Origin of the sequence: Neobacillus sp. CF12 (assembly GCF_030348765.1) — a bacterium.
Classification (GTDB): Bacteria; Bacillota; Bacilli; order Bacillales; family Cytobacillaceae; genus Neobacillus.
On the sequence record NZ_JAUCEU010000007.1, the window covers coordinates 3373475 to 3395845 of the forward strand.

The 22371-nt window shown below is 39.5% G+C and carries 21 protein-coding genes; 6 read left to right on the forward strand and 15 right to left on the reverse strand.

Annotated elements, in window-relative coordinates; translation table 11 throughout:
* Positions 1-4: 4 nt before the first annotated feature.
* Complete coding sequence (locus QUG14_RS16035; RefSeq protein WP_289341520.1) at positions 5-1147, forward strand: glycosyltransferase family 4 protein; 1143 nt, start codon at positions 5-7, stop codon at positions 1145-1147.
* A 63-nt stretch (positions 1148-1210) separates the two neighbouring features.
* Here QUG14_RS16035 and QUG14_RS16040 read toward each other — a convergent pair whose 3' ends face one another.
* Together QUG14_RS16040 and QUG14_RS16045 are read right to left on the reverse strand one after the other, a co-directional pair.
* Positions 1211-2302 carry a cytochrome-c peroxidase gene (locus QUG14_RS16040; RefSeq protein ID WP_289341521.1) on the reverse strand — a complete coding sequence of 364 codons (1092 nt, stop codon included), beginning with the start codon at positions 2300-2302 and terminating at the stop codon, positions 1211-1213.
* Between the two features lie 220 nt (positions 2303-2522).
* Positions 2523-3860, reverse strand: coding sequence for an alkaline phosphatase (locus tag QUG14_RS16045; RefSeq protein ID WP_289341522.1), 1338 nt, complete (start codon positions 3858-3860; stop codon positions 2523-2525).
* Between the two features lie 178 nt (positions 3861-4038).
* Between QUG14_RS16045 and QUG14_RS16050 the strand changes: the two genes are divergently transcribed.
* Complete coding sequence (locus tag QUG14_RS16050) at positions 4039-4815, forward strand: GNAT family N-acetyltransferase (RefSeq protein WP_289341523.1); 777 nt, start codon at positions 4039-4041, stop codon at positions 4813-4815.
* A gap of 34 nt (positions 4816-4849) precedes the next feature.
* Here QUG14_RS16050 and QUG14_RS16055 read toward each other — a convergent pair whose 3' ends face one another.
* The 5 genes from QUG14_RS16055 to QUG14_RS16075 form a co-directional block, all read right to left on the reverse strand.
* The gene (locus QUG14_RS16055; protein WP_289341524.1) at positions 4850-5248 is read right to left on the reverse strand and encodes an acyl-CoA thioesterase; all 399 of its coding nucleotides are present in this window, start codon (positions 5246-5248) and stop codon (positions 4850-4852) included.
* Positions 5249-5355: 107 nt separating this feature from the next.
* Positions 5356-7734 (reverse strand): M14 family zinc carboxypeptidase, encoded by a 2379-nt coding sequence (locus QUG14_RS16060; protein WP_289341525.1) that lies wholly within the window; start codon positions 7732-7734, stop codon positions 5356-5358.
* A gap of 181 nt (positions 7735-7915) precedes the next feature.
* Positions 7916-8506 (reverse strand): hypothetical protein, encoded by a 591-nt coding sequence (locus QUG14_RS16065; RefSeq protein WP_289341526.1) that lies wholly within the window; start codon positions 8504-8506, stop codon positions 7916-7918.
* Positions 8507-8641: 135 nt separating this feature from the next.
* Complete coding sequence (locus QUG14_RS16070; RefSeq protein WP_289341527.1) at positions 8642-9289, reverse strand: response regulator; 648 nt, start codon at positions 9287-9289, stop codon at positions 8642-8644.
* A gap of 4 nt (positions 9290-9293) precedes the next feature.
* Positions 9294-11348 (reverse strand): sensor histidine kinase, encoded by a 2055-nt coding sequence (locus QUG14_RS16075; protein ID WP_289341528.1) that lies wholly within the window; start codon positions 11346-11348, stop codon positions 9294-9296.
* A 566-nt stretch (positions 11349-11914) separates the two neighbouring features.
* On the opposite strand from QUG14_RS16075, the gene QUG14_RS16080 reads away from it, so the two are divergent.
* Entirely contained in the window at positions 11915-12400 is a 486-nt protein-coding gene (locus QUG14_RS16080; protein ID WP_289341529.1) for a hypothetical protein, read from the forward strand.
* 65 nt (positions 12401-12465) lie between these two features.
* Here the strand turns inward: QUG14_RS16080 and QUG14_RS16085 are convergent, their stop codons facing one another.
* The 5 genes from QUG14_RS16085 to QUG14_RS16105 all read right to left on the reverse strand — a co-directional run bounded on the left by QUG14_RS16085 (position 12466) and on the right by QUG14_RS16105 (position 16452).
* Positions 12466-12771 carry an antibiotic biosynthesis monooxygenase family protein gene (locus QUG14_RS16085; RefSeq protein ID WP_289341530.1) on the reverse strand — a complete coding sequence of 102 codons (306 nt, stop codon included), beginning with the start codon at positions 12769-12771 and terminating at the stop codon, positions 12466-12468.
* A gap of 62 nt (positions 12772-12833) precedes the next feature.
* A complete protein-coding gene (locus tag QUG14_RS16090) occupies positions 12834-13781 on the reverse strand; it encodes a siderophore ABC transporter substrate-binding protein (RefSeq protein WP_289341531.1) in 948 nt (315 codons plus the stop codon).
* A 19-nt stretch (positions 13782-13800) separates the two neighbouring features.
* The gene (locus tag QUG14_RS16095; protein ID WP_289341532.1) at positions 13801-14562 is read right to left on the reverse strand and encodes an iron ABC transporter ATP-binding protein; all 762 of its coding nucleotides are present in this window, start codon (positions 14560-14562) and stop codon (positions 13801-13803) included.
* Positions 14559-15509: an iron chelate uptake ABC transporter family permease subunit gene (locus QUG14_RS16100; RefSeq protein WP_289341533.1), complete on the reverse strand. Its 951-nt coding sequence runs from the start codon at positions 15507-15509 to the stop codon at positions 14559-14561. The genes QUG14_RS16095 and QUG14_RS16100 overlap by 4 nt, the downstream gene beginning before the upstream one ends.
* Complete coding sequence (locus QUG14_RS16105) at positions 15502-16452, reverse strand: ABC transporter permease (RefSeq protein ID WP_289341534.1); 951 nt, start codon at positions 16450-16452, stop codon at positions 15502-15504. Before QUG14_RS16105 ends, QUG14_RS16100 begins: the two co-directional genes overlap by 8 nt.
* 323 nt (positions 16453-16775) lie before the next feature.
* Between QUG14_RS16105 and QUG14_RS16110 the strand changes: the two genes are divergently transcribed.
* Together QUG14_RS16110 and QUG14_RS16115 are read left to right on the forward strand one after the other, a co-directional pair.
* A complete protein-coding gene (locus tag QUG14_RS16110; RefSeq protein ID WP_289341535.1) occupies positions 16776-17519 on the forward strand; it encodes a C39 family peptidase in 744 nt (247 codons plus the stop codon).
* Between the two features lie 111 nt (positions 17520-17630).
* Positions 17631-18092, forward strand: coding sequence for a peroxiredoxin family protein (locus tag QUG14_RS16115; RefSeq protein ID WP_289344163.1), 462 nt, complete (start codon positions 17631-17633; stop codon positions 18090-18092).
* Positions 18093-18367: 275 nt separating this feature from the next.
* Here QUG14_RS16115 and QUG14_RS16120 read toward each other — a convergent pair whose 3' ends face one another.
* Positions 18368-18682 carry a DMT family transporter gene (locus QUG14_RS16120; RefSeq protein ID WP_289341536.1) on the reverse strand — a complete coding sequence of 105 codons (315 nt, stop codon included), beginning with the start codon at positions 18680-18682 and terminating at the stop codon, positions 18368-18370.
* Entirely contained in the window at positions 18682-19044 is a 363-nt protein-coding gene (locus tag QUG14_RS16125) for a DMT family transporter (protein ID WP_289341537.1), read from the reverse strand. Before QUG14_RS16125 ends, QUG14_RS16120 begins: the two co-directional genes overlap by 1 nt.
* A gap of 127 nt (positions 19045-19171) precedes the next feature.
* On the opposite strand from QUG14_RS16125, the gene QUG14_RS16130 reads away from it, so the two are divergent.
* Positions 19172-20953 (forward strand): ABC transporter ATP-binding protein, encoded by a 1782-nt coding sequence (locus tag QUG14_RS16130; RefSeq protein ID WP_289341538.1) that lies wholly within the window; start codon positions 19172-19174, stop codon positions 20951-20953.
* Positions 20954-20974: 21 nt separating this feature from the next.
* Here QUG14_RS16130 and QUG14_RS16135 read toward each other — a convergent pair whose 3' ends face one another.
* A complete protein-coding gene (locus tag QUG14_RS16135; RefSeq protein WP_483310733.1) occupies positions 20975-22258 on the reverse strand; it encodes an MFS transporter in 1284 nt (427 codons plus the stop codon).
* Positions 22259-22371 lie beyond the last annotated feature (113 nt).

Consider the following 22371-nt stretch of genomic DNA (forward strand, 5'->3'; position numbering starts at 1 on the left):
TATTTTGAAAATTGCTTTTTTCACAGATACCTTTTATCCAGAAGTAAACGGAGTTGCCAATACACTTAAAAGATTTACTCATTATCTTGAAAATCAACCTATTTCCTACAAAGTTTTTGCACCTGTTTCCGTATCAACCGAATATGTTTCTGATCATATTCACCGATTTAAAAGCCTTTCCTTTTTTCTTTATCCTGAATGTAGATTCGCTATTCCCAACATCTTGCAGCTTAAGTCTGAAATGGAGCAATTCTCTCCAGATTTGATTCATGTTGCCACGCCATTCACAATGGGTCTTTCTGGTGTTTATTTTGCAAAAAAATTTAATATTCCCCTCGTCGGCTCCTATCATACCGATTTCAATAATTATTTACAGTACTATGACCTTCAATTCTTAGCTAAACCTCTTTGGAGATATATGAAATGGTTTCATCGCTCACTTGAAAAACTCTTTGTGCCTTCAATTGACAGTTTTGAAAAACTAAATAGCCAAGGTTTCAAAAACTTAGAAATCTGGCCTAGAGGTGTAGATTGCCAAACCTATCACCCTAATTATGAAAATGTAATGACTCGCAATCGTTATTCCATTTTTGAAAAGTTTATCCTAACTTATGTTGGCAGACTGGCACCGGAAAAGGATCTAAAAACGCTGATGAAAATCGCTGACTCACTCCCTCCTGAAATAAATGAACAAGTACATTGGCTGATTGCAGGCGATGGTCCACTGCTTGCGGAACTTCAAAGGGCAGCCCTCCCAAATATGACCTTTACAGGCTACTTGAAAGGTGTTGAACTGGCAGAAATCTATTCAGCGACAGACCTATTTATCTTTCCATCTCCAACTGAAACGTTTGGTAATGTTGTTCTTGAGGCTCTTGCAAGTGGGACACCCGTGATTGGTGCGAATGCAGGCGGTGTAAAAAATATTATTTCGAGCGGAACAAACGGTTATTTGTGTGAGCCAGGGAATGCGGAGGATTTCATTAACCATATTGTTCAATTGTTAGGCGATGACCTTTCCAGAGCGCAAATGGCGATAAATGCTCGGAAGTATGCACTTTCACAAAAATGGGACCAGATTTTTGAGGATGTCATTAACCAGTATTCAAGTGTGATAAATAAACCGGCAAAAAAAATTTATGCTTGAAGATTTACCTTAAAAATAAAAACCTGAGCCCTTTTTACGCGGGCTCAAGGTTTTTTACTTTTATCATGGAAGTTCAGGCTTTGTAAAAGTCGGAGGCTCTCCGCCCAGGGTTTTTAGAAAGGCTAATAGATCTGCCTTCTCCTGTTCAGTTAAACCAATAGGACTCATAAATTTTTGAATAAAAAAGCTCTTATTTGGATGGTCATCGCCGCCGCGGTCATAATAATCGATTACTTCTTCAAGAGTGGCTAGACTGCCATCGCGCATGTACGGTGCTGTATGTGTAATTCCATATAATCCAGGTGTGCGAATCCGTCCTAAATCCCCTACCTGTTTCGTTACCGCTTGTCGTCCTATGTCCGCAGTATTTAGTCCGATATTGTAAAAATTATTATCTGAGAGGTTTGGTCCATTGTGACAGGTCACACAAAAAGCTTTACCAGTAAACAGTCTCAAGCCACTAAGCTCTTGTTTCGTTAATGCTTCCTTGTCACCTTCAAGGAATCTGTCATAAGGGGTATCCTTGACAACGATTTGCCTTTGGAAGGCTGCTAGAGCTTTTGCGATGTTTTGTTCTGTAATCCCATCCTCGAAAGCTGCGTTGAAATGGTCCTGGTATCCTTTAATAGCCGAAAGTTCAACTATCAGTTCATCTAAAGGCTGATTCATCTCATCAGGATTTTGAATCGGACCTAGCGCTTGCTCCTCTAGAGATGCCGCACGGCCATCCCAGAAGTTGGTGGTGTAATAGCCAGCATTAATGACGGTTGGGCTATTCCTTGCCCCATTGCCGCCCGTATACTTATCAAAGGTTGGCTGATTATCGCCATATCCCATTCCCGGATCATGACAGGTTTGACAGCTTACTTCATTATTTCCAGAAAGTCGAGGATCGAAAAATAATATTTGTCCCAACTCAAGTACTTCTGGCTTCATTGGATTATCCTTAGGAATCGGTACATCCCCTATTGGGACTAGGGTTGTATGATTTTTAAGGCTAGTAAGAAGTTCCACTGGGGTAATTTCACTTGCCTGAACTTCGTCTTGCTCCTCTACAGGTAAATTAACGGGTGCCTTCACCTTCTCCTGCCCTCCACACGCAGACAAACCAATACATATCAATAAAGTAAAAACGGTGCCTTTCACTATTCTCATCTTATATAGTGCTCCTCTGGTTTTAATTATCTTATCACCATTATAAAATTGGCTTTATTAAAAAAGAGCACCCGAATGTGAAGAAATTAGCAAACGATACGGCGACAACAAAATACGGTGACAAAAATACGGTGACAGGCACCACCCGTGGACACATTCCACCTCAGGCGGACAGTTGGCGGTTAAACTGGTAAGTGAACCGGCTCGGTGACAGGCACGCTCATTTCAGAATGTCGAAGATGATTTTTGCGTGGTCTGTGTTGTCGATTTGTCCTTTGAAGCGCTCGCTTCCTGGTCCGAAGGCATAGACGTTTACGTCTTCTCCGGTGTGACCACGAGTTGTCCAGCCTGTTAGGGTTCGCAGGTTAATGACCTCTTCGATGGTATTGTCGATGTTTTTTACATTTTGTGTTCTTGCTGCTCTTTCAACTAAATTTATTTCGTCTTTTGTTAAAGGAAGATCGATATATTTCGTTAAGGTTTCTTTAACACCTGCTCCATTAACTATTTTCGCAGCCATATAATTAGGAGTTCGCTTCACTGCTTTGATAACAGAACTAAACCAATTATATTGCCCCTGCGCGCCAATCGTGAAGCCTCCTGTTGAATGGTCGGCTGTTGCAATGACTAATGTATGTCCGTCCTTTTTGGCAAAGTCGACAGCGACCTTATATGCTTTCTCGAAGTCTTCCATTTCACTCATTACACCTACGATATCATTGTCATGCGCTGCCCAGTCGATCTGACTACCTTCAACCATAAGAAAAAAGCCGGTATTGTACTTATTAAGTCTTTCAATGGCTGAAGTTGTCATGTCTGCAAGGGATGGAACATTACTTGGACGATCAATCATTTTCGGCAATCCGCGTTTTGCAAATAGCCCTACCACCTGAGCACTTTCGTCGTTTTTCAACTCGTTTAAAGATGTTACATAGCTATAGCCGTCTTTCTGAAACTCCTTCACTAGGTTTCTATCTTTACGGATAAACCAGTCAGAACCCCCACCGAGTAATACATCTATCTTATGCCTTCCATTTACTAAATCTTGAAAATAATCATCCGCAATTGCGCTCATGCTTTTTCGCTGGGAAACATGAGCACCAAATGCAGCAGGGGTACCATGGGTAATTTGGGCTGTAGCAACGAGACCTGTTCCTTTCCCTTTTTCCTTAGCTCTTTCAAGAACAGATTTCAATTTCGAATGATCATTCCCAATCCCAATCGCTCCATTATAAGTTTTCACACCAGTTGCCATTGCGGTTGCCGAAGCAGCTGAATCTGTTACATTATGCCTTGGATCATTGGGATATGTTGTCTGTTGACCAACAAGGTAAGGTCCAAACTCAGTTGATTCTAGTTCTAAAGTGGCTGGATCATCTTTAAAATAACGGTAACCGGATGTGAATGAAACACCCATGCCATCACCAATTAGAAAAATAATATTCTTAATATCTCGATTTTCTTCATTAACAGTAGCTTCACATGTTCCCATAGAACTAGTTAACGTACTAGATAAAACCATAGCAATAGTAAATATCCACTTAGCCAGAACCTTCATATGCCAATTTCCTCCAGATGTCGTAAATGGTACTTATTATGGTTAGATAATCATAAATTTATCCATTTCCAAAATCCATATCTAAATCTTTTAAAAAATCAAAAAAGTATATTCTATCTAGGAAAAAATTGTTATATGATGGATTTGTTCTCTTTTCTTATTTTTCGAGGAGGTTTTTATGGACAGAGACATAATACTAGAACTTTTTAACCAGCATTTAAGGATTGGAATAATAGAGCCGGATTCTCGGAGAGAGAGGACCGATTCTGTCATCAGGAAGGTTTCTTTATCGGATGAACCGGGGTTTATTTCCTACTCGGAAATGGATGAAACTAATGCCGATACTGTCATAGAAGAACAATTTGCTTATTATAAAAACTTAAAGCAACAATTCGAGTGGAAGGTTTTTGATTACGATCAACCTTCAGATTTAAAGGAAAGGTTGCGAAAAAAGGGGTTCTCACTTGAAGAATCAGAGGCACTTATGATTTCTGACTTAACGGAGACTAGTCAACTGCTTGATACTAATGTCCTTCCTGAGGTAAAAAGACTTACGACTGAACAGGAAATCTGGGACATTATTAAACTAGAAGAAGAAGTTTGGAATGATAATTATCAAGACTTAGGTCAGCGTCTTGTTCGGGATCTTAATGACACTTCCGCTCACCTTTCCCTCTACGGAGCCTATGTTGATGGAAAAATAGTCAGTGCTGCCTGGATGTACTTTCATGAGGGCACACCATTTGCCAGCCTTTGGGGAGGCTCAACCTTGGCAGATTACCGCAAAAGAGGGTATTACAGTTCACTTCTGGCGATTCGGGCACGTGAAGCTTCAGCAAGCGGTTTTCCGTTACTTATCGTCGATGCCAGTTCTATGAGCAAGCCCATTCTTGAAAAGCATGGATTCTTTTGCTATGGTTATTCTACACCTTGTATGTCACCAAAGTTTGTATAGAAGATCCCCAGGAACTTGATTCCTAGGGATTTTTTTACCGATTAAATAGGGTAAAATCCAAAATGGACGGATTAGCCTTAAGTCTGCGGATATCATCGGGGACGGTCACTTTGGTTCTTTTTAAACGGTCAATCGTTGCCAATACAGCCTCAGCGGAAACCACCTGCTCATTCCGTTGGTTGATAACCGTTTGCTTGAGTGTATAGCTAGTATTCCCCAACCGTTCTAAACATGTTCGAATCTTTAACCTGTCTTTTGGGAAAATCTCTTTCTTAAAATCTGCATTAATATGTACTAAAACGGATTCTACACCTGCCAAAATACTATATTTGTACCATTCTGACCGTGCGTCATCTAAATATTCATATAGTTTTACATTACTAACATGATAAAAATCCGATTCAGCTATAATCTCCCTTTCTGTATAAGCCATGCAACCATCTCCTCCACTTCCTTATATGATATATGTATTTCGCTGAATGCTTTTGGATTACCTGCAAAAGTAAAAGCCTGATCCATATCAGGACCAGGCTTTGCTTATTATTTTCCTTCAAATATTGCGTTAGAGATGAGTCTAAACAAGTAGTCGGTGTGGTCTCGGAATCCTGCTTCTAAACCTATTAGAGTGACGTCTTTACTTTCCTCTTTTACAATTACCGCTTGACCTTTGGCTGGCATATTATTTCTCCAATGCCCTGCTACAAAGAAGTCATCTGAGTTCGCCAAAGTAGCAGCGACCTCATCATTTCCAGTAACCGTATACCAAGCTGGGCGGTAAACAAATCCAATATCGTTCTGGTCATAACCTGCAGTTAATCCCGTCCCATCATAATTTACCTTCACAATACCGTTACTGTTCGATCCAGCGCTATTCACCACGTTGTCAGTCAGACCTAGTGTTCTGGTTGCTCTGGATGCACCAGCACCTATAGCAATGTATTTTCCTCCATTGTCAACAAAACTTGTTACATTGCTTTTAAAAGTTGAAAATTGATCAGCATTTTGGAAACCAAATTCTTTGTTTGCAGCATTTAGATTGGTAGAAATTAGACTTTCTGTCCCACTGTAAACAAATACATCAAATCCCTCTAAACCATTGTCTGCTACTTCAACAGGGGTCACTTCTGTAACATCAAATCCAAGTCTCTTCAAAGCAAGTTTTGTCCCGCTGTGAGACTGAACTTTCCCCATACCGCCATCCTTGAGAATGGCTACCTGCAAGCTTGTTACTTCACTTACATTCTCAGGCACTGCAGAAGCTGTTCCAATCTGCAACCCGGATTCCTTCACAGCAGCTGCTATTTTATTTGCAGCAGCACTTGTATAAAAGTTACCCTCTTCATCACGCGAAATAGCTACTCCTTGGTTAAGTAAGGAATTCACTAATTCGATTGCCTTTACTGAACTATTAGGAATCAAGTATGGGCCTTTACCTGTAACAGCACCTTGAACGGTCACTTGATTTATCTTTTTAGCTGTAACGTCTACAGCACTGTACGTCTCTACAGCTTCAAAGCCCCAAAGTTCCGGCAAACTCCATGCGGAAATATCATACATAGCTGGTGTATCGTTTGAAATGTCTTCCCCATTCCATAGCATGGTGTTGGCTAACCCTGCCTTGGCTTGGTCCATCTGAACAAGATACGTTCCCTTTGGATATGTTTTGCCATCAACAGTAAATGCCTTGGCAGCTTCTGTCACCTCAATATCATTCTTAAGTAAATGGTTGACAGCCTTGTTTGTTACCGTAGGGTCCTTTTCATCAACTGGCAAAATATATGCATTCGGGAAGAATCCTTCTTCATGGAAAGGATGATCAAAATTAATGCCGCGTTTAAACATTTCAATTTGGTCTTTAATCATTGCCTGCTTGTTTTCTGTGGCAAAATTCATGGCACCCATGATCGCGTTATACATCCAGCGTACCCCGTCCAAGTCATTTGTTGGTGCTTCTAACGTATGACCGTAAGCGCCATGGTACATCGCATACATCGGTGTGAAAATTGGGGGATAATCGTCCCAGCCAGCTGCATCATCACGCTGCGGTACGTAAACCCCCTCCATGCTTTGATACAAATTCCCTGTATAACTTTCCTTGTCTCCGATAATCTCTGCTTCCATTGCTTTTGCCTGATCTACTGCCCACTTATTATAAAGGTCATATTCATAATTAGGATTATGAGGAGGCGTACATGGTTCAATTAATCCTTGCAGGTTTGGCCCATAATTTTTCACATAGCCATGGGTATCAAGAAATACCATTGGATTCCATTCTTTTATCAATTCAACCGTTTCTTGGGTTTCAGGTTGGGATTGAGTGATAAAGTCACGATTCAAATCAACGCCTTCCCCATTAAAACGGGTAGCATCTACACGACCATCAGGATTTTGCACAACGTTAAATATAAGAATATTATTCTCTAAAATATTTTTAGTTTCTGCGTCATTCTGAGTCGCAAAGCGTTCGATTAACTGGATAACCGCATCACTTCCTACAAACTCGGTACCATGGATCGATCCATTAATCATAATCGGTACTTTAAAGTCTGGATTTTCAGCAATCCAATCCTGCGCCTTGCCAGGATTCTTAAACATTTGCTTTCTAAGCGACTGGAATTTTCCAAATTTCCCTTGTGTCGTTGGATCTGCAATCGTTACAACATAAAGAGGATGACCATCAGCAGATGTTCCGCGGACTTCCACTTTTACACGATTTGATTGTTTTTCAATAGCTGTCAATTTAGCCCCTATTTGAGAGAATTTCATAAAGTCATAGTTTTCACTATTAAACTTGCTGCCTTCCTGTTCTTCGACTACATTAACATTCGTCCATTTTGGACCCTCAGCAAATCCTGTTGAAAAGGGAACAGCTGTAAGTAAACTCACTGCTAGAAGACCTGCAATTTTTTTCTTCTTCATATAGAACCTCCATACCAGTATGTATTTTTATTAAACATTATGTATTTTTATAACGTAAAGTTATTTTAATATTGTATGTATTAAAATGCTATCCAACCTTTTTCCTGAAAAATAGTAAAAACATAGGATAAAAGTTATACTCCAAAAAAAAAGCATCCTGCCATTGAGGATGCTTACCACTTTATAAATTCATTTTTCCCACTGAACTATTTTCAACTACCACATTTCCTCGTGATTTCTTTAATACCTCGACTCCAAACCACATGAAGGGAATACCCCAGGCAAGAACAGAATAATCACCAATCACTGGAATAAAATTGAGAATCGGTGCAAGTAAAATCAAAATAGCAGGTACTTTAGAAAATACCTTAGTCTTTAACACCGCAATCCCAAGTAAGATCATCGAAAGCATAACGGAGAGCATCATCAATGGACTTGCAATTAGAATTGGTAATGGCGGCATATCCATTTGCAATACTTTCGGATCATAGACCGCAAATACTAAACTTGCAAACACCATTCCCATCAAAATAAAGCTTCCAAAGGCATATAGGATGAACGCTGTGAATCCCAATTTTCCAAATTCCTTATGAGCCGAAAAATACAATCCAAAAATACCTAAGCCCATAAATAACGTCCCAAGGACTCCTGCTGTTAATTCTTGCGTACTATTCATCCCCCATACTAATGCCAGAGGGCACATCAGTGCACGGAAAAAACCTCCAATGATACTAAATATGGCTAACAAACGAATCACCTTGTTTAAATTCATGTCTATCAACTTCCTTTCGTTTTATTAACCTAACTTTATCAATCCCGGTGTCCCGGCGTCTTGTGACCGCCGTCCCGAGTCAACCGGGAAGTTTTTTTATAAAAAAAGAACCCTAAAAAGGGCTCTGAACCTAATTTATTCACTTTCTTTCCCTAACCCAGCTTCTCTTGCCATAATAATCGCATGGGCACGATCGCTGGCATGTAATTTACTTAAGATATTGGAAACATGATTTCGAACTGTTTTTTGGTTTAAGCCTAATACGCTGGCAATGTCAGCATTATTTTCTCCTTTAGCAATATGGTCTAACACTTCTCGCTCTCTTTCCGTTAATTGTGGAAAAACATCTACCTGAGTTTGCTTTGATTTAGCTTCAAAATAGTACATCATTCTTCTTGCAATCGACGGACTAAATATTGCTTCACCATCCCCCACTGCTTGAATCGCTCGAATGATTTCATTCCTATTTGCCTCTTTTAAAAGATACCCCCTTGCTCCCGCCCTCATCGCAGCAAACACAGAACTGTCATCATCGTACATGGTTAATACAAGAATTCCAGTATCAGGGCGTTTCTGGATAATCTGTTTCGTGGCTTCAATTCCACTCATTTTTGGCAAGTTAAGGTCCATGAGAATAATGTTTGGATTCAACTGATCCGCCAATTGAACCGCTTCTTCACCCGTTCCCGCTTCCCCCACTACCTCAACATCCTCCACACTTTCCAGCATTCTAGCTAATCCATCCCGAAACATCGGATGATCTTCTACTAGTAAAACTCGCATTCTTTTAATCTCCTTCCATCCACAACGGCAATCTTGCTTCTATCATCAAACCTTTATCATGACCATTTTTGATTAAAAATTGCCCATCGACCTCCACCGCACGTTCTCTCATTGAATGGAGACCAATCCCATTTTTCCGATTGGTTGGAAGACCTACGCCATCATCTATTATCCTGATCATTACGTGTGAATCCTCTAACCCAAGAGTAACTTTACAAGTAGACCCCTTTGAGTGCTTACCAGCATTCGTGACTGCTTCCTGGACAATCCGATAGGCAGCAACTTCAATCGCTGCATGAAGAGGAAAGTCAATTTCAGATGCTTCCAGCGAAACCTTTAGCGAACTGCCATCATATTGTCGGCAAAGTTCATCTAATGCAAAAATTAACCCTAATTCATCTAATGCAGGTGGGCGTAAATTGTAGACCAATTGCCGAATCCCAGCGATTGCAGAGCGAAGATCTTCCTGTAACTCAATCAATCTATTTTTCAGCACTATATCTACATCATTTTGATAAACTAAAGTATCCATTTTTAATGAAATACTAGCAAGACTAGCACCTAACCCATCATGTAAATCACGACGCAGCCTTCTTCTTTCTTCTTCTCTAAAACTAACAAGTTTGATTCTTGAGCGTTTCAACTCACTTAAAATTCTTACCGTTTGTACTGCCATCGTCACCTGCCTAAGTAGATCGGTTAATAAATAGACTTTGTCAGGGGGCATTGTCTCTTGTAAGGAACGAGCACCAACAAGAAGGATACCAATTCTTTCCCCGTTTAGGGTTAAGGGGAATTCCGACCTTACCTGAACTTCTTCACCAAACGTCGCATAACGCTCAAATTGTCCTTCCATCTCGATATCAATTGCAGCAAATGGAAGCTTAAGTGCCTTTGCTACTTCTTCCACCACCGTAAGAAGGACAGAAGAATTTGTCATCGTTAACTCTAACCGTTGTGTGAGTGAGGATAAAATTTTATAAGGGTCCTCACGATCTCCGTAAACTAAGGTGTTAACGGAATGCTGTATTTTTGTACGTAAGGGTTGAAAAAAGATGGCCACAATCCCAGTTGCTAATAGAGAGATAAAAATATTATTTTGATCATTAAGTAAGAACCCTAGTGATCCGACAATGAGGACATATACTCCCATAACCATAAGGGTTACAAATGAATAAACGATTGTTCTGCTGAACACCACAGATAAATGCCGCTGCCGTTGTTCTAATATGGCAATCCCGATGGAAAAGGGCATAAATAAAAGGGCAAGATAATAAACAAACCACATAAATAGTTTTAAAAGGCCGTTCTCGCCAAAGATGGAAAAAGTTAATAGCGACAACACGGAGAGAATAAACCCGCTCAAACTGACTGCAAACCAGCGCATCTGTCTTTTCAGTTGCTTTGTTTGGGCATGACGATAACGGTGGATTTGTGAATAAATGGCCAGAGCATGTAGTGATAACCAAATTCCCGACCGGATAGGTATCGGCCATGTTGTTGGATCTATGAAGGAACCTGGTAGAAAATAAATACCTATATTCCCAACTAAACCAATAATCGCTGGGTATAACAGCCACTTTGGTCGAAATCGTCCATCCGGAAACAAAAAGAAAAAGAATAAATATAAATCACCTACAAAGCTCTCTACCTGAAAAATACTTTCTAAATGCGGGGCCTCAGAGATGATTGGGGTACTTATACTCATAACCGTTCCGGTGGCAATGAGCAGGATTGAGGTATACAAACAAATTCTGTCTCTCATGCCATATACATAAAGGAGGCAGCCCACTGAAAAGAAGGATAAAAATTGAATAAGCAAAAGGACAACGAGAATCCCACTATAGAATGACATTGACATCCCATAGGATAGTAGAGTTTGTGCTTCCTCAGCACTTAAAAGGAAAAGATCCTGGCACTCTTCACTGCTGCAAACTTTTAGGAACTTGTCATAGGCCTTCGTTTCCGAATAAATAAACAAGGCCACTGATATGACCGTTATATACCACCAAGCCCCATGTGAAAACAAATAAAACAACCCATCCAATCTCTTCTTCATGTCCCATCCTCATCCTTAATTCATTATCATTCATACATCAGCCAATTTAATACTATTTAGACAAATCCCTATAAATACCTTTTACGCACAATAAAAAAGTTCCTAAGAAAACTTCCCTAGGAACTTTTGACTCAAATTATTTAAGGCGGCAGTTTTTGCATACTTTGATGGTTTGGTTTGTTACTGTTTTATGTGGATACAACAGCTTTATTCTTGTCCTACCACACAAAAGACAAGTCCCGCGGCCTCTTGAAGGCAGATAATTTATCGTCTTTCCCCTGTTTCTCTTTGCCATATCATCCATCCCACTCCATAATTAATCTTGTCTCTTTATCTAATGATGGACTGGCACAAAGATTGTTAGGCATTTAATTGTTTTTATAACAAATTTGGTGAAACAAATTTGATGAAACAATTTTGGTGAAACAATTTCGGTGACAGGCACCGCTCGTGGACACTTTCCGTCTCAGGTGGACACTCACAACATTTTTTTATGATCATTTGCAATTTTGTTCATACATAGTGGACTTCCATTTGCTCATATAATGGTCGATGGAGGTGGGGTTATGGTTAAGCGCGTGTTGGCTGTGGTGGTTTTTAGTTGTTTGCTTGTTTTGGCTGGTTGCGGGGGGCCGGTTCAGGATGACATTTTGAATTATATAAATAAGGAATTGAATACTGCACAGGAACTGGAGGCTAAGTCTGTTTCGGCTTATGAAGGTGTTGCGGGGGCAAATTATGTGGATGACCCAACTATGCATGATGCCCTGGTTAATGAGGTCATACCAACCTATACTGAATTAATTGATGAACTAGAGGGCGCAAGTATTGAAAGTGAAGAATTGAAGGAAATCCATGAAATTTACCTTTCGGGGGCAAAACTTCAGCTAAGTGCCTTTGAAAAAATTAAGGAAGCTATTGAGAAACAAGATTCAAGTATGATTGAAGAGGCCAACCAATTATTAGAAGAAGGTCGTCTCCAAATCGAGGACTATAATAAAAAACTTGATGAACTAGCGAAAGAAAACAACGTTGAAATAGAGAAAGAATAACAAAAGAGGCTGACGCGATTAGATCATTAGTTGTAATCTAACGTGTCAGCCTCTCTCCATTAACTTTATCCTTTTACATAGTAAAGATCATGACTGGATTCAACGATATATTCAGGTTTCTCTGTCTTGGGCTTCGCCTTATGTCCGGCGATATGCTCTGGACTCTTCTCCCAATTTTTCCAATCCTCTTCAGATTCCCATTGAACCATAACCATAACTTCCTCTTCGCCGCGGCGAACTTTTTTAACCAAAATCTGTCTGCCAATGTATCCAGGGCGCTGAGCCAACAAACCACCACGGTTTGAAAAATTCTCGACCACCTGATCACTAAATCCCTCTTTGACTACAATTCTTCTAACTTGATAAAACATAAAATCCCTCCTATTAATAAAGCCAGATAAGGTGACAGGCACCGTAACCCGACTTCAACAACTTATAATGACGCTTCGATTTCTTCAGCCATAAGTTTTACAGATTGTAATCCGCCGCCACTTAAATACCATGCGTCTGGATCTAGGTAAATGATTTTATCTTCTTTAAAGGCTGTTGTCTTTTTAACAAGTTCGTTTTCGATTACTTTCTCTGCACCAGCCTCGCCGCCTACCGCTGTGTTACGGTCAATGACGAACAATACGTCTGAATTTGTCTCCATAATGTATTCCATGGTAATACTTTGACCATGCGTGGATACTTCGATTTTTTCATCCGCTGCTCCGAAACCAAACACATCATGGATGACACCAAAACGAGAACTTGGTCCATAAGCACTTACTTTTCCTTCATTTGCTAAAACAATTAATGCCTTTTTATCAAGATCAGAGGCTTTTTTATTTAATTCATCAACACTTGCTTTGATTTCTTCTACAGCATTTGCTACTTCATCTTTCTTATCGAAGATTTCACCAACAAGGTTCATATTCTTCTCAAAAGACTCCATGTATTTGGTATAGTCTAATTCTACATAAACTGTTGGAGCAATCTCTGCAAACTGCTCGTATAATTCAGCTTGACGTGTAGTAATAAAAATAACATCCGGCTGCATTGCATGAATCGCTTCAAAATCAGGCTCCTTTAAGCTTCCTACGTTTGTATATTTCTCACCTGCATATTTTTCTAAGTAGGAAGGAATGGCTGCTTGCGGAACTCCAGTTACTTCCACACCTAATTCATCCAATGTATCTAAAATCCCAAAGTCAAAAACAACAACTTTTTCTGGATTTTTATCGATTTCTACTTTTCCATACTTATGTTCAATGGTCATTTTTTCAGCAGCTGCCGTTTTAGCATCCGCTGGTTCTGCCTTACTCTCTTCCTTTGATCCGCATGCTGCTAATACTAAAATCATCGAAACCATTAAAACTAAAAAACTCCACTTTTTCATCCCAAATTCTCTCCTTTTATTATGAGTTAAAATATACACAAATTCTGCAGCCATCCATTTTCTGAATGGGAATATCCATATCGTAAATCTCTTTTAATGCGCTTGATTCGATAATTTCTTCCGTAGGTCCATCTTTTACGACCTTACCATCCTTCATCGCAACAATGCGGTCGGAATAAACAGACGCAAAGTTGATATCATGGAGCACGATGACCACTGTTTTTCCAAGTTCATCCACAAGGCGGCGCAAAATTTTCATAATTTGAACGGAATGCTTCATATCTAAATTGTTCAATGGTTCATCAAGCAAAATGTACTCTGTATCCTGTGCAATAACCATCGCGATAAAGGCGCGCTGCCTTTGACCACCTGATAACTCATCTAAAAAGTTATCCTGCATATCGGTGAGGTCCATATAGTCAAGCGACTGGTCGACTATCCGTTCATCATCTTCGGTTAAACGCCCCTTTGAATAGGGAAAGCGGCCGAAGGAGACCAGTTCCCGAATCGTTAGTCGGACGTTCATGTAGTTGGACTGTTTTAAAATCGACACCTTTTTGGCAAAGTCATTGGACTTCATCTTTTTCACATCAGATTTATCAATCAGCACTTCTCCTGTATCTGAATCTAGAAGACGGCTGACCATTGATAGTAAAGTCGATTTCCCTGCACCATTCGGACCGATAAAACTCGTAATCTTCCGCGGCTGAATATCAACAGTTACATCTTCAACAACCGACTTTTTACCATATAACTTTGATAAAGCTAGGACTTGTATCATGCAGCTTTCCTCTCCTTTAGCAGTAAATAAATGAAGTACACTCCACCGATAAAGTTAATAATGACACTTAACGTTGTTGAAAAAGTAAAGACTCTTTCAACTACCCATTGCCCGCCAACAAGGGCGATCACACTCATCAAGATGGCACCTGTTATCAAGGTAGTATGTTTGTACGTTTTGAAAAATTGATACGACAGATTGGCAACGATTAATCCGAAAAAGGTAATCGGTCCTACTAATGCCGTTGAAATCGAAATGAAAACTGCCACAATTATAAGCATTTGCTTAACAATCGAATCGTAGGGAACTCCTAAATTAATCGCTGTATCACGGCCTAATGATAGGACGTCTAAATACTTTAAAAAACGCCATGCATATATCATCACAAGCAAGACGATGACAATCGCCAGCCAGACTAAGTCTGAATTGATATTATTAAAACTCGCAAACATGCGGTCTTGAACAATCTGAAATTCATTTGGATCAATCAGTACTTGGAAAAAAGTAGAGATACTGGAGAAGAACGTTCCTACAATGATTCCAACTAGTAATAAAAAGTAGATTGGCTGGTTGCCCTTTTTAAATAAAAACTTGTATAAAAAGAGGGCAAATACAATCATTACAACCACTGAGAGTAAGAAATTTACCTGCTTATTGACGATAATCATATGACCGGAGCCTAAAAAGAAGATAATCAATGTTTGTAACAGCATGTAAAGTGAATCTAAACCCATAATGCTCGGTGTTAAGATTTTATTATGTGTAATGGTCTGGAACACAACCGTTGCATAGGCGATCGTGACACCTGTTAAGACCATTGCGAGAACTTTTATTGTCCGTTTTGGCAGAGCATATCCAAAGCTTCCGTTTAATTCATGAATCAAATAGATGGCACATACGCCTGCAGCGATCAATGCGAGTATTGCCAATTTTATTGAATTACGCATATGCCTTCCTCCGGAACAGTAAGTATAAGAAAATTCCACTTCCGATTACACCAACCATGAGACTGATCGAAATCTCATAGGGATAAATCAGTACTCTGCCCAAAATATCGCAAATCAGAAGGAAGATGGCTCCAAGGATTGCCGTATGTGGCAATGTTTTTTGCAAATGATCACCTTTAAAAATCGATATGATGTTCGGAATAATTAATCCTAAAAACGGGATTATTCCTACTGTTAAAACGACTGTGGTTGTAACCAGAGCAACTAGTACAAGCCCAATATTTACAACACGGCGATAAGCTAGCCCAAGGTTTTTTGAAAAATCCTCACCCATTCCAGCTACGGTAAAACGGTTAGCGTAGAAATAAGCAATAATTAGTATCGGAAGACTTATGTAAAGCAGTTCATATCTGCCCTTCATGATCATTGAAAAATCACCCTGCAGCCAAGCAGACATATTTTGAATAACGTCAGCCCGATAGGCAAAAAAGGTGGTCACGGAGGACAAGATATTCCCAAACATTAATCCAACAAGCGGTATAAAAATAGCATCTTTAAACTTTATACGATCTAAAATCTGCATAAACAAAAAGGTCCCTGCAAGTGCAAAGGTAAAGGCAACTGCCATTTTTTCAAGCATACTAGCATTTGCAAACAACAGCATGGAGACAAGTATCCCAAGCCGGGTTGCATCTAGCGTTCCCGCAGTTGTTGGAGAAACGAATTTGTTTCTGCTGAGTTGCTGCATAATCAATCCAGCAATACTCATTCCAGCACCAGCAAGTAAAATAGCAACTAACCTTGGCAGTCTGCTGATAAGGAAAATTTGCGTTTCCTCGGATTGGACATCTAGCAAGTCCAATGGTGATATACTGCTAACCCCAACAAACAAGGAAGTTGCAGATAAAACTATTAATGCTAGTAGTAAATATCTTTTCTTCATAGCAGTCCCCAACATTTCTATTTTTCTATCATCTATTTTACCAATGAGAATCGTTATCACTTATCGATAAAATAAATGACAATGAAAATCATTATCAATGACTCACACATATGATTATAAACAGTATATTTTGTCTAGTCAATAAACAATTAAGAACTATTTTCACTAATTTCTGAATAATCTGTGACATAAAGAAGGTGTAAACCTCGTAAATCTAATATATGATTCCTAAGTTCCCCTCCTTTTGGCGGAGGAGAAATCCACTTTATGAAGAATAGTAAGGTAAGAGATTGATAGTACGTTTGAAAAAAGGAGTTGCTTACATGAAATATCAGCATCAAAAAAAGATATCATTGGTAAGCCTCCTATTAATCCTTCCAATCTACTATGCTTCTACCTCTCCGATCCAGACAAGCGCAGAATATAAATCTGATGTTCATATAGATCGGACAGTAGTTGTATACCAAAAGGAGCCCATAATGAAAGAAAGTATCCTCTTAACTGTTCCAGTTTTGCAACAATTCCCTGAACTGCCAAGGGGCTGTGAAGTCACCAGTTTGGCGATGTTACTCAATTTTGCTGGGATTTCCGTTGACAAACTTACCCTGGCAGACGAAATTCCCAAGGTTCCTTATTTCAGTGAGGGATATTTCGGAAATCCCCATCAGGGATTTGTCGGCAATATGTATACCTATAATCAATCTGGATTAGGTGTTTACCACGAGGTAATCGAAGAACTCGCAAACCAATACCAGCCTGGCCAAATTGAAAATCTAACTGGGGACCCTTTTTCTTCTGTGCAAAAAAAGCTCAACGCAGGTAAACCTGTTTGGGTAATTGTCGGCAGTACATTTTCTTTTTTATCTGAAGATCAGTGGGAAACATGGAATACAAAAGAAGGTGAAGTGAAAATCACCCGCAGGATGCATTCGGTTCTTGTCACTGGCTACGATGAAAACAACGTTTATTTTAACGATCCTTTTTATCCAGACCAAAATAAATCCGCCAATTTTCAAAGCTTTGTTTCAAGCTGGACCCAGTTTGGGAGCCAGGCCATATCTCTTTAGTAAAAAGATGGTGATGATGCGCCATCTTTTTTTTGTCTAATATTTCAACAAGTTGGAAATCCTAGCAAAGGAGATTGTTTCAAGAAAGGATGTGTTATCTTGGAAGGAACCTTGAAGGTTGGGGACATCGCACCTAATTTTTCATTACCAGCAACAACAAAAGATCCCCTTTCTCTTTCGGACTATCGTGGAAAGATGAACGTGGTCGTTGCCTTTTACGGAATGGATTTTACTCCCGGCTGAATTAAAGAAATAGCCTCTTGGAAAGAGGATTACAAAAGATTTGAACAGGCAGGCGCAGAAGTAATTGGAATCAGTGCAGATCATATTCATTCGCACAGAGTCTTTGCCGCCAGCATGGCGACTTTGCCCTATCCACTAGCTTCCGATTGGCAAAGGCAGACGATTAAGGACTATAAGGTGTATAACGAAAAAGGCGGAGTTGCCATCCGTTCCGTGTTTGTTGTCAATCGGGATGGCGTAATTACTTATATAAACACCTCCTTTAAAGCAGATAAAAAAGAGGATTATGAGGCTGTTTTTTCGGAACTTGAGAAGTTAACCAATCTATAGTAGAAGAAAAACATCTCCCGATAGTTCGAGAGATGTTTTTTTCTATTATAAGTACATCATGAACCTTCATGGTTACCACTTTTCCGGTTTTCCTTGGATTTTGGTCATCATGAACGCTTCATGATGACCACTTTTCTGATTTCCCTTGGATTTTGGTCATTATGAACGCTTCATGGTTACCACTATTCCGATTTTTCTTGGATTTTTGGTCATCATGAATGCTTTATTAAGGACTAACATCTTGATTCATTAGGTTTGGGTCCATTTGAATGCTATTAATGTACCAGTTTTAAACCGACCACCGAAAAAATAATACCAAGGATACACGCTATCCGAAGCCAACTTTTCGATTCCTTGAAGAAAACCATTCCAACAATCGCTGCCCCAACCGTACCAATCCCTGTCCATACTGCATAGGCAGTTGATAACGGAATCGTCTCCATCGCCCCAACGAGCAGCTGGAAACTCATAATAAATCCTCCAATTAAAATGAGGTAATTGACAACATTCCCTTTATCGGCCGTTCTTTTTAAACCGATTACCCCAACAACTTCAAATAACCCTCCAAAAATAAGCATCAGCCAATCCACTATACTTCACCGTCCTTATTCGTTAACTTCAAGCCAATGATACAAACCAATAATAATAAAATAAGGGCGATTCTTAATGGACTAACAGAGTCATTCTCAAAGATAACCTCGACAATGACGGTCCCAATCGTACCAATACCCGCAAATACGGCGTAAACCGTCCCTACAGGTATCACCTTAGTAGCTCTAATAATCAAATCAAAACTTAATAATATCGCTATAAGAACAACAAGGGAAGGAACTTCTTCATATTTAAAACCACTTGCCCAGACTACTTCTAGAAATCCAGCAAGAATTACGTAAAGCCATGCTTTGGATTCACTCGTTACATTTGATTTCGTTATCGCTTTTGATTCATTCATCGTTTATATAATTCCTCTCTTTCTTTTCCCTGCTTCATCTTATCAAAATATCATTTGCATATCACTTCATATGAAAGTATTATGCTTATTGAAAACATTCTTTTATTATGGATTGGAGTCACACCTAATGAATCAAAACCAAAATGGCTTAAAACCATTTGTTTCTCTTATTTTATCAACTAAAATCCCGAAACTTGCTTTAGCTATCGGATTAACAGCAAGTCTTATTACAACACTTGCGGGTCTTCTCGTTCCAGTATTAACCAAAAATTTAGTTGATGGTTTCTCAGTGTCCTCCTTAAGTGTTCCGCTTATGATTGGAATTGGCGCTGCTTTTATTTTTCAAGCGATTATCAGCGGCGTGTCCATTTATCTGCTAAGTTTTGTGGGTCAAAAGATTGTTGCGCGACTCCGTGAACGTATGTGGGTAAAACTGATTCGATTACCGGTAAGTTATTTTGACAAACAATCAAGTGGAGAAACAGTCAGCCGGATTGTTAATGATACAAGTGTAGTCCGCGATTTAATTTCAAATCACTTTCCACAATTTATCTCAGGAATCATTTCCATTATCGGTGCCATCGTCATTCTCCTTATTATGGATTGGAAGATGACAATATTAATGTTAATATCTGTTCCGCTTACCTTTCTTATTATGATGCCTCTTGGCAGGAAAATGGCGAAAATCTCACGCGGTTTACAGGATGAAACAGCAGCTTTTACTGGGCATATCCAACAAACTCTTAGTGAAATTCGATTAATGAAATCGTCAACTGCTGAAAAATATGAAGAATCAAAGGGATTATCCGGAATCGAAAAATTATTAGGCTTTGGTTTAAAAGAGGCACGAATTACCTCTTTAATTGCTCCCATCATGTATCTAGTTGTTATGGTCGTAATCGTAATGATTATTGGGTACGGCGGCATGCGGGTTGCCAATGGAACGATGTCCACCGGTTCCCTTGTTGCCTTCTTACTCTATCTATTTCAAATCATTTTTCCAATAACCAGCTTTGCGATGTTTTTCACCCAATTACAAAAGGCAAAAGGTGCTACCGAGCGGATTATTGATATTCTAGACCTCCCATTTGAAGAAGGACAGGATGGTATGGAAATCGATATTTCCAATAAACCGATTTCTGTCCAGAATATTTCCTTTGCATATAGTGAAGAGGAGCCAGTCCTTGAAAATGTGTCCTTTGAGGCACAACCTGGGGAAATGATTGCCTTTGCCGGTCCAAGCGGCGGCGGAAAAACCACTATGTTCGGCTTACTTGAACGCTTTTACGAGCCGACTTCGGGCAAAATTACGGTTGGTGACATCGCCATCACTGATTTATTGACTGCAACTTGGCGCAGCCAAATTGGGTATGTTTCACAAGAAAGTGCGATGATGGCGGGAACGATTCGCGAAAATCTATGTTATGGACTCCAAGATAAAGAAACAATTTCTGATGACACTCTTTGGAAAGTAGCGGAGATGGCCTATGCAGACGAATTTATTAGATCATTTTCAGACGGACTGGACACAGAGGTTGGCGAACGGGGAGTAAAACTTTCTGGAGGACAAAGACAGCGGATTGCCATTGCTCGTGCTTTTTTACGAGATCCTAAAATTTTAATGATGGATGAAGCAACGGCTAGCTTAGACAGTCAATCAGAAGGTATCGTCCAACAGGCTTTATCCCGACTCATGGAAGGTCGGACAACCTTTGTGATTGCTCATCGATTATCCACTATTGTCGATGCGGATAAGATTATTTTTATCGAAAAGGGGCAAGTAACTGGAATCGGCACCCATCAAGAATTAATACATTCACACGCTTTATATCGTGAATTTGCAGAGCAACAACTAACAAGCGGAGAACATGAAATTAATAGTGGTGATAAAAAAGGTGCATTAAGCTAAGCTTAATGCACCTTTTTCAATTTATACCTGTGGCTGCTTCTCTGACACAGAAAGATTAGGTCCTTCCTCTTTAAATTTAAAAAGAGGAACAACTAGGAAAGCACCAATCAGAAACAATAGTCCTGATACCGAATACACTCCTGATAAAGTAAGTGGAACTTTTACCAAACCTGAAACCGACATTCCAATAACCATCGTCCCCATAAACAGCGGATTAAGCACTCCATTTACGCGTCCGATGAATGCTTCATCTGTATATTTAAGAATAATCGTATTTATTCCTATATGAATACATGGGAAGAACATGCCATTTAAGACTTGTAAGACTAGTGTTAATACTACACTTGTAGACCAGCCTACACCGATGGTAAAAAACATACTGGCAAAAATCCCAAGAGCTAGCAGCTTTTGTGGGGAGATTTTTTTTGAAAAAGCCATAACAATTCCACCACCAAGCAACATACCTGCACCATTTGCCATTAATAACCATTGGAGAAATTCTTTTGGCATTTCAAGTTTCTCCATCGTTACAAAAATCGCCAGAGGTGAAATAAGCCCCACAGCTAAGCCACAAAATGCAAAAACACTTCCCATTGATTTGAGTACTTTTTTGGACATCACGTAGCGAAACCCATCCGCCAGTTCCTTTTTAAAATTATTTTCAACCTCTGATGTTTCCTTCTCTAGGTCCCGCGGAAGGTACATTAACACAAGTCCAGAAAGCAAAAACATCGCTCCCATGACGCCGATTGATACATAAATGCCATACTTTTGGTAGACAAGTGTTCCAATAACAGGACCTATTACCATAAAAATAGCCATTAACGATTGAAACATAGCCATGACAGATTGTAATTGTTCACCAGGCACATGCTGCTTTAATAGTTTCATTGCCGATGGCATGGAAAACTGTGATAAAATAGCTGAGACTAATGTCGCTAAAAAGATTGCCTGCCACGAGCCAAACAGCAGTGCTAATAACACTAAACCAATTGAGAAAGCTGACAACATGTCACACCAAACCATTGTTCGTTTAGGCTTCCATCTGTCTGCAAATGTTCCCCCAATAAATGAAAAGATAAATATCGGTGCAAACTCAACAACAGAAATTAATGAAACATAGACAGGATCGTTATTTGTCATATCTGTAACGTACAATAAAATAGCAAAATTTCGAATCCATATTCCTAACTGAAGTAAAAAATTTGAAGACATAATCGCCAAGACAATTCGGTTGGCAAATATATTTCTCGAGGGCTGACCAGTTGGCATCGAAGCTGCCCCTTCATTATCATAAACTCCCATTCTATTTCCCCTTTCGAATGTTATAAAGTTATTTTTGCCAAAATTCTGCATAATCATATCATATTGGAAAAATTATTTCAGCGTAAACCAAGGTTTCAGAAAATTAATATTTA

Bases quoted from the DNA above. Each gene is read 5' to 3' on its own strand.
- QUG14_RS16045 (WP_289341522.1), bottom strand. From the start codon at position 3,860: ATGAAGGTTCTGGCTAAGTGGATATTTACTATTGCTATGGTTTTATCT.
- QUG14_RS16100 (WP_289341533.1), bottom strand. From the start codon at position 15,509: ATGCGTAATTCAATAAAATTGGCAATACTCGCATTGATCGCTGCAGGC.
- QUG14_RS16040 (WP_289341521.1), bottom strand. From the start codon at position 2,302: ATGAGAATAGTGAAAGGCACCGTTTTTACTTTATTGATATGTATTGGT.
- QUG14_RS16085 (WP_289341530.1), bottom strand. From the start codon at position 12,771: ATGTTTTATCAAGTTAGAAGAATTGTAGTCAAAGAGGGATTTAGTGAT.
- QUG14_RS16110 (WP_289341535.1), top strand. From the start codon at position 16,776: ATGAAATATCAGCATCAAAAAAAGATATCATTGGTAAGCCTCCTATTA.
- QUG14_RS16130 (WP_289341538.1), top strand. From the start codon at position 19,172: ATGAATCAAAACCAAAATGGCTTAAAACCATTTGTTTCTCTTATTTTA.
- QUG14_RS16105 (WP_289341534.1), bottom strand. From the start codon at position 16,452: ATGAAGAAAAGATATTTACTACTAGCATTAATAGTTTTATCTGCAACT.
- QUG14_RS16065 (WP_289341526.1), bottom strand. From the start codon at position 8,506: ATGAATTTAAACAAGGTGATTCGTTTGTTAGCCATATTTAGTATCATT.
- QUG14_RS16095 (WP_289341532.1), bottom strand. From the start codon at position 14,562: ATGATACAAGTCCTAGCTTTATCAAAGTTATATGGTAAAAAGTCGGTT.
- QUG14_RS16055 (WP_289341524.1), bottom strand. From the start codon at position 5,248: ATGGCTTATACAGAAAGGGAGATTATAGCTGAATCGGATTTTTATCAT.
- QUG14_RS16050 (WP_289341523.1), top strand. From the start codon at position 4,039: ATGGACAGAGACATAATACTAGAACTTTTTAACCAGCATTTAAGGATT.
- QUG14_RS16080 (WP_289341529.1), top strand. From the start codon at position 11,915: ATGGTTAAGCGCGTGTTGGCTGTGGTGGTTTTTAGTTGTTTGCTTGTT.
- QUG14_RS16125 (WP_289341537.1), bottom strand. From the start codon at position 19,044: ATGAATGAATCAAAAGCGATAACGAAATCAAATGTAACGAGTGAATCC.
- QUG14_RS16075 (WP_289341528.1), bottom strand. From the start codon at position 11,348: ATGAAGAAGAGATTGGATGGGTTGTTTTATTTGTTTTCACATGGGGCT.
- QUG14_RS16060 (WP_289341525.1), bottom strand. From the start codon at position 7,734: ATGAAGAAGAAAAAAATTGCAGGTCTTCTAGCAGTGAGTTTACTTACA.
- QUG14_RS16135 (WP_483310733.1), bottom strand. From the start codon at position 22,258: ATGGGAGTTTATGATAATGAAGGGGCAGCTTCGATGCCAACTGGTCAG.
- QUG14_RS16070 (WP_289341527.1), bottom strand. From the start codon at position 9,289: ATGCGAGTTTTACTAGTAGAAGATCATCCGATGTTTCGGGATGGATTA.
- QUG14_RS16090 (WP_289341531.1), bottom strand. From the start codon at position 13,781: ATGAAAAAGTGGAGTTTTTTAGTTTTAATGGTTTCGATGATTTTAGTA.